At 54.2% G+C, this 14335-nt stretch carries 13 protein-coding genes; 2 read left to right on the top strand and 11 right to left on the bottom strand.

The window, feature by feature from the left end; all coding sequences use genetic code 11:
- Positions 1–6 precede the first annotated feature (6 nt).
- From napB to napF, 6 genes are read right to left on the bottom strand one after another with little or no spacing between them, the layout of a single operon-like run.
- Positions 7–456 carry a nitrate reductase cytochrome c-type subunit gene (gene napB / locus NMD08_RS08930; RefSeq protein ID WP_151219875.1) on the bottom strand — a complete coding sequence of 150 codons (450 nt, stop codon included), beginning with the start codon at positions 454–456 and terminating at the stop codon, positions 7–9.
- Positions 453–1316: a quinol dehydrogenase ferredoxin subunit NapH gene (napH, locus tag NMD08_RS08925; RefSeq protein WP_370619993.1), complete on the bottom strand. Its 864-nt coding sequence runs from the start codon at positions 1314–1316 to the stop codon at positions 453–455. The genes napB and napH overlap by 4 nt, the downstream gene beginning before the upstream one ends.
- Complete coding sequence (gene napG, locus NMD08_RS08920; protein ID WP_370619991.1) at positions 1303–1998, bottom strand: ferredoxin-type protein NapG; 696 nt, start codon at positions 1996–1998, stop codon at positions 1303–1305. The genes napH and napG overlap by 14 nt, the downstream gene beginning before the upstream one ends.
- A 6-nt stretch (positions 1999–2004) precedes the next feature.
- The gene (napA, locus tag NMD08_RS08915; protein ID WP_370619989.1) at positions 2005–4491 is read right to left on the bottom strand and encodes a nitrate reductase catalytic subunit NapA; all 2487 of its coding nucleotides are present in this window, start codon (positions 4489–4491) and stop codon (positions 2005–2007) included.
- Positions 4488–4751 (bottom strand): chaperone NapD, encoded by a 264-nt coding sequence (napD, locus tag NMD08_RS08910; RefSeq protein WP_151219879.1) that lies wholly within the window; start codon positions 4749–4751, stop codon positions 4488–4490. The genes napA and napD overlap by 4 nt, the downstream gene beginning before the upstream one ends.
- On the bottom strand, positions 4741–5232 hold the full coding sequence (gene napF, locus NMD08_RS08905) for a ferredoxin-type protein NapF (protein ID WP_151219880.1): 492 nt from the start codon (positions 5230–5232) through the stop codon (positions 4741–4743). Before napF ends, napD begins: the two co-directional genes overlap by 11 nt.
- Positions 5233–5645: 413 nt before the next feature.
- Between napF and eco the strand changes: the two genes are divergently transcribed.
- The gene (eco, locus tag NMD08_RS08900) at positions 5646–6143 is read left to right on the top strand and encodes a serine protease inhibitor ecotin (RefSeq protein WP_187253580.1); all 498 of its coding nucleotides are present in this window, start codon (positions 5646–5648) and stop codon (positions 6141–6143) included.
- Between the two features lie 47 nt (positions 6144–6190).
- On the opposite strand, the gene mqo is transcribed toward eco, so the two are convergent.
- The gene (mqo, locus tag NMD08_RS08895; protein ID WP_151219881.1) at positions 6191–7852 is read right to left on the bottom strand and encodes a malate dehydrogenase (quinone); all 1662 of its coding nucleotides are present in this window, start codon (positions 7850–7852) and stop codon (positions 6191–6193) included.
- Positions 7853–8128: 276 nt separating this feature from the next.
- Here mqo and NMD08_RS08890 point away from each other — a divergent pair, with 276 nt between their 5' ends.
- Positions 8129–9376, top strand: coding sequence for a SulP family inorganic anion transporter (locus NMD08_RS08890; RefSeq protein WP_151219882.1), 1248 nt, complete (start codon positions 8129–8131; stop codon positions 9374–9376).
- Here NMD08_RS08890 and mgtE read toward each other — a convergent pair.
- From mgtE to ada, 4 genes are all read right to left on the bottom strand, one after another.
- Positions 9339–10775 carry a magnesium transporter gene (mgtE, locus tag NMD08_RS08885; RefSeq protein WP_187253435.1) on the bottom strand — a complete coding sequence of 479 codons (1437 nt, stop codon included), beginning with the start codon at positions 10773–10775 and terminating at the stop codon, positions 9339–9341. The genes NMD08_RS08890 and mgtE overlap by 38 nt on opposite strands.
- Before the next feature lie 105 nt (positions 10776–10880).
- Entirely contained in the window at positions 10881–12524 is a 1644-nt protein-coding gene (locus NMD08_RS08880; RefSeq protein ID WP_151224743.1) for a multidrug ABC transporter permease/ATP-binding protein, read from the bottom strand.
- Positions 12525–12599: 75 nt separating this feature from the next.
- Positions 12600–13250: a DNA oxidative demethylase AlkB gene (gene alkB, locus NMD08_RS08875; protein WP_210904546.1), complete on the bottom strand. Its 651-nt coding sequence runs from the start codon at positions 13248–13250 to the stop codon at positions 12600–12602.
- The gene (gene ada / locus NMD08_RS08870) at positions 13250–14314 is read right to left on the bottom strand and encodes a bifunctional DNA-binding transcriptional regulator/O6-methylguanine-DNA methyltransferase Ada (protein WP_151219886.1); all 1065 of its coding nucleotides are present in this window, start codon (positions 14312–14314) and stop codon (positions 13250–13252) included. Before ada ends, alkB begins: the two co-directional genes overlap by 1 nt.
- Between the last annotated feature and the right edge of the window lie 21 nt (positions 14315–14335).

The raw sequence follows: 14335 nt of genomic DNA, 5'->3' as shown, positions 1-14335 counted from the left end.
GACCTCTTATTTCCCGTAACCTTTCGAGGGGGTGAAGGTATTTTCAACAATCGGCGCAGCGTCAGCCTGCGGAACGTGACATTGCAGACAGAAATAACGACGCGGCGCGACTTCAGCCAATACCTTGCCGTCGCTATCCATAAAGTGCGTAGGACTGACGCGCAGCGCACCGGTGGTGCGATAGCTTTCCACACCGTGGCATTGCAGGCAGCGGTTAGTGTTAGTCGTCACCTGATATCCTTCAACGCTGTGCGGAATCATCGGCGGCTGATTCACATAGTTCAGCGGCATACGCACTTGCTCTTTCGGCATGCGAATCGCCCCTTCCTGCGTTCCTGAGACTTCCGGTGACTGGCTCAGATCCACTCCATTTGCAGCCCAAACTGCCCCACTGACTAGCAAGGCCAGCGCGGCCATCCATTGACTCAGCGCTTTAATCAGGTCATGGCTTTTCATGATTTCGCTCCCGAACTCCATCGTGTTGTTATTGTAAAAACATCCTCAGAACAGACATCCACACAGCGACCGCAGGCCATGCAATCGCGACTGGTTACCTGCACCGGACTTTGCTCATCCAGCACCGGCGCACGTAGCACATGCGGTTCCGGGCAAACATGAAAACAATCCATACAGCGGTTACATCTGTTACGTTCTTTTGCTGAGACGGTTAATGCACCTTTACTTCCCACTACGCTATACAGCGCACCCAGTGGGCAGAGATGCCCGCACCAGCCGTGTTCAACGACCAGTAAATCAAATAAAAACAGCGCGAGGATCAGCAACGCTCCGCTACCGAATCCCATTACCAGGATGCGTCCCAGCAGAGAAACCGGGTTTATCCACTCCCACAGCAGCGTACCAGTCAGCGCTGAACCGACCAGAATGACCACCAGCAGGACGTACCGTATATGGCGCGGTAGGGTCGCGGACTGATTCAAGTCAAACCTTCTGCGCAGCCAACTGGCTAAATCGGTAACCGGGTTCATTGGGCAAACCCAACTGCAAAACAGTCGCTTACCCGCCAGGGCATACAGCACCGTGATGATGATGGCGCCCGTTAACGCCACCGTCGCCGGCAGATGTCCGCTGGCCAGGCTTTGCAGGGTGATCAGTGGGTCGGTGAACGGAATGGAATCCAGCAACAGGCTGCTACTGTAATTGCCATGCAGGATCCACACGCCAAGCCACGGGCCGCTGAGGAACATCGCCAGGACCAAAAACTGACTCAGACGACGCAGCAACAGCCAGCGATGGCTCATCCACCATCCTTTTTTCGCCTGCGCTTCACGCCCGGCATCACGTTTACGATTTGCCATTGTTCCCCTCCAGCCAACCGAAGCGGTAATGGTGTCCTAACTCCCCTTTCGCCAGCGACAGCGGCAACACTTTTATTGCAGGCTGCTCCAGTACGCAGACTTTTTCGCATTTCCCGCAGCCGGTACAGGCATCGCTGTGCACGGTAGGAATAAACCGCGCGTGCTTGCCGGTACGCATGTTGCGGTCCAGCTCAAGGGTGATAGCCTCATCAATTTTCGGGCACTCGCGATAACAAACGTCACAGCGTAACCCCTGATAGTTGAGGCAGTTTTCGTGATCCAGCAGTACTGCCAGCCCCATACGTGAATCGTCTATGGATGCAATTTCCCTGTCCAATGCGCCGCTGGGGCAGACTTTGGCGCACGGAATGTCCTCACACATTTCGCAGGGAATCTCACGAGCGACAAAATACGGCGTACCCGCTGCCAGCCCGGAGGCCAGCGTCGCCAACTTCAACGTGTCATACGGGCAGACCTGAACGCACTGTCCGCAGCGCACGCAGGCGCTGGCGAACGCCTCCTCGCTAAGTGCGCCGGGCGGGCGCAACCGCACGCCGGTTGCTCGTGCGGTTTGCTGTTGCAACCCCAGCGCCACGCCAACGACGGCCAGCCCACCCGCAGCACGAACCATATCGCGCAGAAAGCGGCGGCGGCCATTTTGGGGTTTAGCTGACCGGGACATAACGCGTTACACCTTCGCCAGTTTCACGGCGCACTTCTTGAAATCCGTCTCTTTGGAGAGCGGATCTGTCGCATCCAGCGTCAGGTTGTTCACCAGCTGTGCGGCATCGAAGAACGGCATGTACACCAGCCCCTGCGGCGGACGGTTACGACCGCGTGTTTCAACTATCGAAATCACTTCGCCACGACGGGAAACCACTTTGACTTTATCGCCACGGCGCAGATCGCGCGCTTTTGCATCCAGCGGGTGGATAAACAGCACGGCTTCCGGGAAAGCGCGGTGCAGTTCAGGCACACGGCGTGTCATGCTGCCGGTATGCCAGTGTTCCAGCACACGTCCGGTAGACAGCCACAGGTCGTATTCTTTATCCGGCGCTTCAGCAGCAGGTTCAAACGGCAGCGCGAAGATGACCGCTTTGCCGTCCGGCTTACCGTAGAACTTGTAGCTTTCGCCCGCTTTTACATAAGGGTCGTTGCCCTCGCTGTAACGCCACTGGGTTTCTTTACCCTCAACGACCGGCCAGCGTAAGCCGCGCGCTTTGTGATAATCGTCAAATGGCGCAAGGTCGTGCCCATGACCGCGACCAAACCAGGCGTACTCTTCGAACAGTCCTTTTTGCAGATAGAAGCCCAGCTCACGGGACTCATCGTTGAGCTGATCGTTAGCCAGTTCAGCCACCGGGAATTTCGTCACTGCAGGCGTGGCAAACAGAACGTCATACAGCGTTTTGCCGCGGAGTTCCGGTTTCTGCGCCAGCAGCTCTTCCGGCCACACCTCTTCTGTTTTGAAGCGACGAGAGAACTGCACCAGTTGCCACAGATCCGATTTCGATTCGCCCGGCGCTTTAATCTGCTGACGCCAGAATTGTGTACGGCGTTCCGCGTTACCGTAGGCGCCTTCTTTTTCTACCCACATTGCGGTCGGCAGGATCAGGTCAGCAGACAGGGCGCTGACCGTCGGATACGGATCGGAGACAATGATGAAGTTGCGCGGATCGCGCCAGCCCGGCATACGTTCTTCGTTGATGTTCGGACCAGCCTGCATGTTGTTGGTACACATCGTCCAGTAGACATTGAGCTTGCCGTCTTTCAGCGCACGGTCTTGCGCCACGGCATGCAGGCCGACTTTCGCCGGAATTGTCCCCGCCGGTATATTCCAGTGCTTCTCGCAGATATCGCGGTGTTTTTCGTTCGTTACCACCATGTCCGCAGGCAAACGGTGAGAGAACGTACCGACTTCACGCGCAGTACCGCAGGCGGAAGGCTGGCCGGTCAACGAGAACGGACCACAGCCTGGCTGGGAGATTTTGCCGGTCAGCAGGTGCAGGTTGTAGACCAGGTTGTTGGCCCACACGCCGCGGGTATGCTGGTTGAAGCCCATCGTCCAGTAGGAGATGACTTTTTTCTTCGGATCGGCATACAGCTGAGCTAACTGTTCCAGTTGATCTTTCGGGACGCCGGTCATTTCGGCAGTTTTATCGAGTGTGTACTCGGCAACGAAAGCTTTGTAGTCCTCAAAGCTCATCGGTTCAGAGGCATCGGAACCCGGATTTTTCGCCGCTTTTTCCAGCGGATGGGTAGGACGCAGACCGTAGCCGATATCCGTTACGCCTTTACGCACGTTAACGTGCTTACTAAAGAAATCCTGATTTATCGCATTGTTTTGAATAATGTAGTTCGCGAGGTAGTTGAGGATCACCAGATCGGTTTGCGGCGTGAAGACCATACCGTTGTCCGCCAGCTCAAAGCTGCGGTGCTGGAAGGTGGAAAGAACCGCGACGTTAACGTTAGGGTCGGACAAACGACGGTTGGTGATGCGCGACCACAGGATCGGATGCATTTCCGCCATATTCGCGCCCCACAGGACGAAAGCGTCAGCATGCTCGATATCGTCATAGCAGCCCATCGGCTCATCCATACCGAAGGTACGCATAAAGCCGACTACCGCTGACGCCATGCAGTGACGCGCGTTCGGGTCGATGTTATTGGAACGGAAACCCGCTTTGAACAATTTAGCCGCAGCATAACCTTCCCAAATCGTCCACTGACCAGAGCCGAACATACCGATAGACTCCGGGCCTTTCTCTTTCATGGACGTTTTGAATTTCTCTTCCATCACGTCAAAAGCCTGGTCCCAGCTAATCGGGGTGAACTCGCCCTCTTTGTGATACTTCCCGTCCTTCATGCGCAGCATCGGCTGCGTTAAACGGTCTTTTCCGTACATGATTTTCGGCAAGAAGTAACCTTTGATACAATTAAGCCCACGGTTAACCGGCGCATCCGGGTCGCCCTGGCATGCCACAACACGCCCTTGCTGCGTCCCGACCAATACGCCACAGCCCGTCCCGCAAAAACGGCACGGGGCTTTATCCCATTTAATGGCCTCTTGCTGACCGGCTACCGCACGGGCTACGCCCGGCACGCTTAACCCGGCAGCCGCCGCAGCGGCCGCAACGGCGTTAGCTTTCATAAAGCTACGACGACTGAGTTTCATGGTGTTTCCTCACCTTGCTCATCCTGCTGGTGATAAACCAGCGACACCGCCAGTACGCCCGCAACGTTGCGCACTGACTCAATAGTTTTCATTAACGTTTCGCTGTGTTCAGCTTCCACCACCACGATCAGTTGGCCGCTTTCCATATCGCTGAGGGCAACTTCGCAACCGGGAAAGGAACGTAACTGTGTGGCGATATCATTGATATGCTGGCTTTTGGCCTGAACGACCAGGCTGCAGACCTGCCAGTTATTGTCCATGGTTGTACTCCGCGTTAATGGCTGATACCGGGCAGATAGCGACACATGCGCCACATCCGTTACAGTCCTGATTGTCGAGCTGCGGCTGATAAATGCCGGACAGCATGGGACGAAAGGTTATAGCCATGGGTTCACAGCTATCCTGACAGCGATGACATTCAACGGACTGGTGTGCGAGACAGTTTTCCCCGATAGTAAAATTCAGATCCCATGCCCTGGTGTGGCGCGGAAGAAAAAGTGATTCGGGACAGGCTTCTGCGCAGGCATAACAAAAGCTGCACTCGCCGTGTTTGAAATTTACGCTCGGGTAACCACCCTGGCCTCGCTGCAGGATGTCGGTTTCACACGCCTGGATGCAGGCGTCACAACGGAGGCAATGGGCCAGAAAGTGGGAGTCTTCCTTGCTCCATGGCGGACGGATCCCCGCGTTGGCATTTCGCCAACTGCCTGTCAACATACCTCGACGGGATAAATCAACCATGACATTGTCCTTCCATAATGACGCTCTCCCTCGACGGGTTGAACGACATAAAAAACTGCACTATTTATGAGTAATTATTTTTAGCCGTAAGATATTTCAGGATGTGTTAGAGGAGCATACCCCAATCGAGGTAAATGCTGTTGCCGGATCAAAGGAGTGTTGAGTTGGCGGGAAAAAATGCGCTTTTGCTCACATTTCAATGAGTTATATAAACACATATATAACGAATTTCGTAAAAAGCTGAAAATCTCAACATTAGGATAACTCCTGGAATATATCGCTATAGAGATAGATAAATACTATTTAATCCACCTTAAATATAAGTAAATACAGATTAATAGATTATGTAAATATGTTAACCTGATCCAGACTCGTTCATAAGACAGAAGAAAGGAAACACTGTGAACAATAAGATGAAGACAATTGTCCCTGCCGTACTTTTCGCCGCATTTGCCAGTACCTCTGCGTGGGCTGCCAGTAACGATACCAGCGCTCAGCCGTTGGAAAAAGTCGCCCCCTATCCTAAAGCGGAAAAGGGTATGAAACGCCAGGTTATCCAACTTACTCCTGAGAAAGATGAATCTACTCTCAAAGTAGAACTACTGATCGGACAAACACTGGAAGTTGACTGCAACCAACACCGCCTGGGCGGAGAGCTGGACAGCAAAACGCTGGAAGGTTGGGGATATGACTACTATGTCTTTGACAAAGTTACGTCTCCGATCTCAACCATGATGGCTTGCCCGGACGGTAAGAAAGAGAAGAAATTCATCACCGCGTATCTGGGTGATGACGGTATGCTGCGTTACAACAGCAAGTTGCCGATTGTGGTCTACACCCCGGAAAACGTGGACGTGAAATACCGCATCTGGAAAGCGGAAGATAAAATTCAGGACGCAGTCGCGCGATAAGTGAGAATATGCCGGATGGCGGCGTAGCGCCTCATCCGGCATTTTATTTACAGCGCGATATCCGCGACAGCTTTTTGCTCAGGCTGCTGTTGTGCCTGAGGTTTGAGCTGTGGTTTCGGCGCTTCGTCAGCGACCTGCGGCTTATCATACTTCAGCCCCAGAACGTCACTGGTGTACTGCAGCTCTTGTTCCGTAGCCTCAACATTACCGTTCAGCTTCGTGCCATAGGACGGAATAATGGTTTTCAGCTTAGCCTGCCACTCGGGACTGGCCACTTTATCTTTAAACACTTTTTCCATCAGATGCAGCATGATCGGCGCGGCGGTTGACGCCCCCGGAGAAGCCCCCAGCAGCGCAGCAATGGTGCCCTCTTTATCGCTGACCACTTCGGTACCCAGGCGCAGAACGCCGCCCTTCTCCGCATCACTTTTGATAATCTGCACACGCTGGCCTGCCTGCCATAAACGCCAGTCTTCTTTTTTCGCCTGCGGATAGTACTCTTGCAGCGCGGCAAAACGGTCATCGTCGCTGAGCATCACCTGGCTTAGCAGATATTTCACCAGATCGAAGTTATCCAGACCCACGTTAACCATCGGCATAAAGTTCGAAGTAGTAGTCGAGCTAAGCAGATCCCACAAGGAACCGTTTTTCAGGAACTTGGTGGAGAATGTTGCGAATGGCCCAAACAGCACCACACGTTTACCATCGAGGATACGAGTATCGATGTGCGGCACGGACATCGGCGGCGCACCAACGGAGGCCTGACCGTACACTTTCGCCAGATGGCGATTGACCACGTCCGGATTATCCGCAACCAGGAACTGCCCGCCCACCGGGAATCCGGCATAGCCTTTCGCTTCCGGAATGTCGGTTTCCTGCAACAGCTTCAGGGCAGCGCCACCGGCACCGATAAAGACAAACTTCGCCTTAATATCGTGTTCCGCTTCGTTATTTTTCAGATCGGCGACCGTCACGGTCCAGCTATTGTCAGCATTACGCTTAAAGCCACGCACCTCGGTGCTTAGCTGCAACGCGAAGTTAGGTTTTTTCTGTAACGAGGCAATCAGCTGGCGCGTGATTTCGCCGTAGTTCACGTCAGTACCAATCTCGGTACGCGTTGCCGCAACTTTTTGTTTTGGATCGCGACCTTCCATGACCAGCGGCGCCCACTCTTTAATCTGCGCGTGATCTTCAGAATAACGCATACCGCGGAATAACGTGCTCTGTTGCAGTGCAGCGTAACGGGCACGCAGGAAGTTGACGTTCTCGTCACCCCAGACAAAACTCATATGCGGAACGGTGGTGATAAATGAGCGAGGTTCATGCATTACGCCATTATTGACCTGATGAGCCCAAAACTGGCGGGAAATCTGGAAGGCTTCGTTAATTTCGACTGCCTTTTCAATGCTGATGCTACCGTCGGCCTTTTTCGGTGTGTAGTTCAGCTCCATCAGTGCCGAGTGGCCCGTTCCGGCGTTATTCCAGCCGTTCGAGCTTTCCTGCGCTACCCCGTCCAGTCGCTCAACCATGGTCATTGACCATTGCGGCTCCAGCTCCTGTAAATAGGTTCCCAGCGTGGCGCTCATGATGCCGCCGCCAATCAACAGCACGTCCGTTTCCTGCTCTTCCGCCGCTTTCGCTTTTGCCGCCATTGAGACAACATTCAGTCCTACGGCCATGGTGAAGAGCATGGCAGTCACTTTTTTCATAATGTTAATGCCTTACTTTTAGTATCGCTTTTTGCTTTTTATGCAGGTGAAAATCGAGCGGCATCAACGGTAACACTTAAGTAAAAATAATTAAATATTGTTTATAAATTATATTTAATTTTTAAAAATGTTATCAATACGTTGGCATTTTATAGGGTTATTGACAATCATTTCTGGAAACCGCCCCCTCAGACGGGTACTATGCTGCGCTTTGCTATTCACCGCACGGATGCCTGTCGGTCTGCTGTATCAGGCCATTTTGATCTCAGAGTAATTATGTCTGCATCTCACACCTCCTCTGCAACAGTGGCAGAACACACGACGCGCGGTGTGCTGCGCCAACCCCGTCTGCTGGTTCGCGAAACGCTGGCTGGTGTGGTCACCGCCCTGGCACTGATCCCGGAAGTGATCTCTTTTTCCGTTATTGCTGGCGTCGATCCGAAAGTCAGTCTGATCGCCTCGGTTGTATTGTGCCTGGCAATGTCATTTTTAGGTGGGCGTCCGGCAATGGTTACCGCCGCTGCAGGATCGGTTGCGCTGGTCATTGGCCCGATGGTGCATCAACACGGTGTGCAGTACATCCTGCCTGCGGTAGTGCTGGCCGGAATTATTCAGATCCTGTTTGGCGTGCTGGGCATGGCGCGTCTGATGCGTTTCATCCCTGGGGCCGTCATGACCGGGTTCGTCAACGCGCTGGGAATTTTGATTTTCTTTGCTCAGGTCCCGCATTTCTGGGGCAAAAGCCCGCTAATCTGGGGGCTGTTTATTCTGACCCTGCTGATTGTGCTGTGGGTTCCGCGGTTTATTAAAGCCATTCCCGCGCCGCTTATCGCCATCGTGCTGCTGACGGTGTTCACTGTCACCAGCGGGCAACTGTTGCCGACCGTCGGTGACGAAGGTTCAATGAGCGGCGGACTGCCGGGATTAACGCAGTTACTCGTACCGCTCAACCTGCAAACGCTGGCGATTATCTGGCCCTGTGCGCTAAGCATCGCTTTTGTTGGTTTGATGGAGTCGCTGTTAACCGCCCGCCTGGTGGATGACCTGACGGTTACGCCGTCGAATAAGAATCGCGAGAGCGCCGGGCTTGGGATCGCCAATATTCTGGCCGGATGTTATGGCGGCATTGCCGGGTGCGCGATGATTGGTCAAACCATCGTTAACGTCGAGATGGGCAAAGGACGCAGTCGCGTCTCGACGTTTGCCGCCGGGCTGGTCTTGCTGCTGTTGGTTACCGCGTTAAGCGAAGTGATGGCGAAAATACCCATGTCGGTGCTGGCGGGGATTATGGTGATTGTGGCGGTGAAAACCTTCAGCTGGCATAGCATTCAACCCACCACACTGGCGAAACTCCCTGTGACTGAAACGCTGGTGATGCTACTGACCGTCGCCGCGACGGTGTCGACCGGCAACCTGGCGATTGGCGTGGTTGCCGGCGTAATGGCAATGCTCATTCTGCCGCGTATCGTCAGAGGCAAACGCGCGGCTACATCAGAAACAGCGTTGCCAGACCGAGAAAAATAAAGAATCCCCCGGTATCGGTGATAGCCGTAATCATCACGCTCGAGCCGACCGCCGGGTCACGCCCGAGCTTCACCATCGTCATCGGAATGATGACCCCCATTAATGCTGCCATCAACAAATTAAGCATCATCGCCAGGGTCATCACGCCGCCGAGCGCCATGTCATCATACAGCCACCAGGTAATACCGCCCATAATTCCGCCCCATACGAGGCCATTAATCACCGCCACGCCCATTTCACGCAGGATCAAAAACGTCAGGTTCCCCGGTTGAATATTTTGTAGCGCCAGCGCACGAACGATCATGGTGATGGTTTGATTCCCGGTATTACCGCCAATTCCCGCCACAATTGGCATCAGTGAGGCCAGCGCCACCAGTTGCGAAATCGTGTGTTCAAAACCGTCGATCACCCGCGAGGCGATGAAGGCGGTACAGAGGTTAACGGCCAGCCACGCCCAACGCGTTTTTACCGCTTTGGTAACGGGCGCAAACACGTCCTCTCCGGCGCTTAAGCCCCCCATTCGACGCAAATCGGTATCAGTTTCTTCATAGACCACATCGACGATCTCATCGATGGTTAAGCGGCCCATCAGCTTGCCTGAAGGGTCAACGACCGCGGCACTGACCAGGTCGTCACGTTCGAAGGTACGTGCAGCGTTTTCAGCGATATCGTCCGGAGAAAAGGTGAGCGGGTCATCTTCCATCACCTCGCTGACTTTGCGTTGCACATCATTAAGCAGAATGCAGGTTAGCGTCAGTTCGCCAACCAGCACTTTATTGCGATCGGTCACGAAGAGTTTATCGGTGTTCTCCGGCATTTTGCCCAACCGTCGCAGGTAGCGTTGCACCACTTCCAGCGTCACGTCCGGACGCACGGTGATGACTTCGAACTCCATAATCGCGCCGACGCGATTCTTCTCGTAATGCATTACCTGGCGGACACGCGCCCGCTCTTCGGCCGGTAACGTCGCCAGCAGTCGTCCAGTGAGGTTACGCGGGAGATGCTGCACCAGATAAATCTGTTCGTCGATATCGAGATATTGCAGCGCGTCCAGTATTTCGCGGTCGCTCATCTCATCGATCAGGTCGTCCCAGACGTTTTCTGACGCCTCAAGCAAGACGTTACCACGCTTTTCACTTTCGACCAGTCGCCACAGGGCGTGACGCTCTTCTGAAGGTAATGCTTCGAGGGTATCGGCTAAATCGGGCGGCGGCAGATGGGCAACCAGCGCCCCTACCTCAGCAATATCGTCGGCTAACGTACCGACGTCATATTGCTCAGCCAGGGTAAGCTTGCCCAACAGTGTTGAAACAATGGCTTTATCAGTGGTCAGCAACCAGATAAGACGCGCACGCTCTTCATCACGCAGTCTGGCGCTATTTTTGTTTGTAACGGACATTAATCATAAATCCATGATATGAAATATCATTAATCATGATGCTGATTTATATAAATAACAACAAACAGCGCCGCCAGACGGATAAAAAACCGGCGGCACGTGAGATTATGCGGTGCGAGCCACAGCATCACGCGAGGCGGCATCACGCTCATCGCCCAGCAGTTCATTCAGCTGTCCATTACGCATTTCCAGCAGCCTGTCGGCATGAATAAAATAGTGATCGTCGTGGCTGATGGCGAAAATAGTTTTGCCCATTTCTTGCATCAAAGGTAACAGGACCTGATAGAACTCACGACGGAAATGGGGATCCTGATCGGCAGCCCATTCATCCAGCAAAATGATGTCTCGCTCCTCCGCCAGAGCCAGCAGCAGCGCCACGCGTTTCTTCTGCCCCTTCGACAGCTTCAGATTGAGGATGCGCCCCTCGCTCAGCTCCAGCTTGTGTCCCATTTTCAGATATTCCAGCCACTTCGCCACCAGCTGCGGATTGGCTTCTTTACCTTCCGGCCCCAGCAGTTTGTCGAATAGCCAGACGTCGGTAAATACGGCGGAGAACAGCTTGCGATAGTCTTCCGGCTTTTCAACGGCAACCGTTTTGCCATCAAGCAATATCTCGCCTGACTGCGGCTGGTAAAGCCCGGTCAGTAACATCGCCAGCGTAGATTTCCCGCTACCGTTACCGCCAATAAGAAAGATCAGTTCACCGCGATGAATCGTCAGATTCACTGGTCCAACGGAGAAGGCGTTATCCTGATAGTGGAAAACCACGTTACGCAACTCCAGCGTTTGCCAGTTCGGAAACGCATTTGGTCGCGGGAATTCGGCCTTAAAGGGTGCCAGGTCGAACTTATTCAACTTGTTGAAGGCCACCTGCGCAGTGAGCAGCGTCGGTAGCGCGCCAACGGCAGAGAGCAGCGGCGTGCGCAGGAATAACAGCGTCAGAGAATAGGTCGCCGCCACGGCGGTATCCGCCCAGCCCAGACTGTTGGCCATCCAGAACACCAGGCCAATGGCGCCCAGCATCATAATGTTCGACCAGTTGACCGCGCTCAGGTGGAAAGTATCGGCACGAATAATATGGTGACGGTACTCTTTGGCATCCGGGACGTACATCTGATTAAAGATATGCTCGGCACGCTCACGGTTGAGCGTCAGCTCCTTGCGCCCTTCCAGTACCGTCTGATAATCGTTGTACAGTTTGTCTTCGGTTTCACGCAGGGTCGCCATGTGTTTATACACTCGCGCCACCAGCACAAATCCGCCCCAGATGGTGAGTGCCATCCAGATAGCCGTCACCAGCAACATTTTAGTCGACAACATCGCCAGATACGCCGCAGACCCGACGGTCAGGATAATCCCCTGCACCAGTTCAGGCAGGCGGACAAAGGCAATGGTGATGTTGCGGATGTCGCTGGTTAAACCCGCCAGCAGCGAGGCGCTGCCAAGTTGTTCGATGCGTTCGACGTGGGTATCAAGAATACGTTTGATAAATTCACTGCGCAGACGATAGACAAAGTGGTGGCCCAGCGTGGTGAGTGCCAACTGTGAACCGAGGGTGACGACCATCAGTAACAGCAGCAGGCCAAGAAACTCCGGTAGCACCATCAGCGTGGTGTCGACCGTTTCAATCAGACGCTGGTTGATAAACGCAATCAGCCCAATCCCCAACGCGGCGCTGGCGAGGCTGAGCGCCATGACGCTGATAAATGGCCAGCGATACTGCCGCCAGACAAGAAGTAAAAGTTCCATGCGAACAACCCGGGCAAGTAATAACAGCCCGCAGTTTAAACATCTCTTCGCTGACAGCAATAATAATTCTTATTTTTATTCTTTTTTACCTGCCTGGCGAAACGTCAGGTTATAGCGACAGTCTCCGGTCAACGGATGATACCCCGCCTTAAGCGGCTGGATCCCATGATAAAACAGCCGCGAATTGCCGCCCCATACCACCACATCACCATGTTCAAGCAGCAAACGCTTTAAGGGGTCATTACGGCGCAAGCCGCCAAATTGAAAGATAGCCGGTAACCCCAGCGACACCGAGACAATCGGTGCCCGCAGATCAGACTCGTCTTTATCCTGATGTAATGACAGTTTTGACCCTGGCGTGTAACGGTTGATAAGGCAGGCATCGGGTTGAAAGTCAGCATAGCCCGCCGCCGTTGCCGCCTGTTGGCAAAGGTCAGCAAAGACGTCCGGTAGTGGCGGCCAGTGTACGCCGGTTAACGGGTCGCAGGGTGAATACAAGTAGCCATGTTGATCCGTCGTCCAGCCCAGATGGCCGCAGTTGGTCATTGCCACCGACATCGTGTAGCCGCCCGGCGTCACCATCTGGCGAAATGGCGAGTGCCTGGCGACAGCGGCTATTGCTTGCAGTAAAGACGGTGTGCGGTCAAAAGCAAAACGTCGCAAAATAACCGCACCGGACGCCAGCGGTTCTTGCCAGGGTTTCGTATCCGCAAAGAGATCGAGCATTATGGTTCCTCGCGCGTCGTTTCACGCTGTAGTAACTGTGCCTTGCGCCCAATCCCCCACCGATAGCCCGAAAGCGCGCCATCGCCACGGATCACGCGGTGACACGGGATGACTATCGCCAGTTTATTGGCTCCACAAGCACTGGCCACTGCACGCACCGCTTTCGGTTTGCCGATGGCGTTGGCCAGTTGTTGGTAGCTGACTGTTTCACCACACGGAATTGCCCGCAGCGCCTGCCACACCTGCTGCTGAAATGCAGTTCCCCGGATATCCAGTGGTAACGATAGCGGCGTATCGCGCGAGTTGATCGCGGCGATCACTTCGCGCACACGCTGCTGAAACTCGGCATCTGCAGGTACGTCCCGAGCGGCGGGAAACAGCTCATGCAGATCCGCAGCCAATCTGGCATCATCATCGCCAAGCAAGATCGCACAGATCCCGCGTTCGCTTTCCGCCACCAGGCAACGGCCCAGGTCGCAATCTGCCAGGGTATAGCGCACAGAAACGTTGTCGCCACCTTTGCGAAACTGCTTTGCGGTCATGCCCAAAGTCTCATCCGCTTTGCGGTAGTAGCTGCTACTGTCGGGGAATCCGGCGTTGAGGATCGCCTGCGTTACCGGAACGCCTTTCGCCAGGGCATCACGCAGACGGCGAGCGCGCCACGACTGCTGCCACGCTTTCGGGGTCATGCCCGTCGTGGCTTTGAACAAGCGATGTAAGTGATACGGGCTCATCGCCACCTGCCGCGACAGTTCCTCGAGCGTAAGTGGTAACTCTTGCTCCAGTAGCTGGCAGGCATGGGCTATTTTCTCCATGCGATGCTGCTGCGCGCTGTCTTTATCCGGTTGGCAGCGTTTACAGGGACGAAAACCCGCAGCCAGCGCCTGACGAGCATCGGCAAAGAAACGGACATTTTTGCGCAGTGCATGTTTTGCACGACAGGACGGACGGCAAAAAATGCCGGTAGTCTGAACGGCGAAAACAAACTGACCGTCGGCATCGACATCGCGATTCACGACGGACTGCCAGCGGTCATCATCAGTTATCTGTACACGATTTTTCATTATGGACTCCTTTGTTAAGCA

It is taken from the genome of Citrobacter meridianamericanus (assembly GCF_041320245.1).
GTDB lineage: Bacteria > Pseudomonadota > Gammaproteobacteria > Enterobacterales > Enterobacteriaceae > Citrobacter > Citrobacter meridianamericanus.
This window is presented reverse-complemented; position numbering and strand designations above follow the sequence as displayed.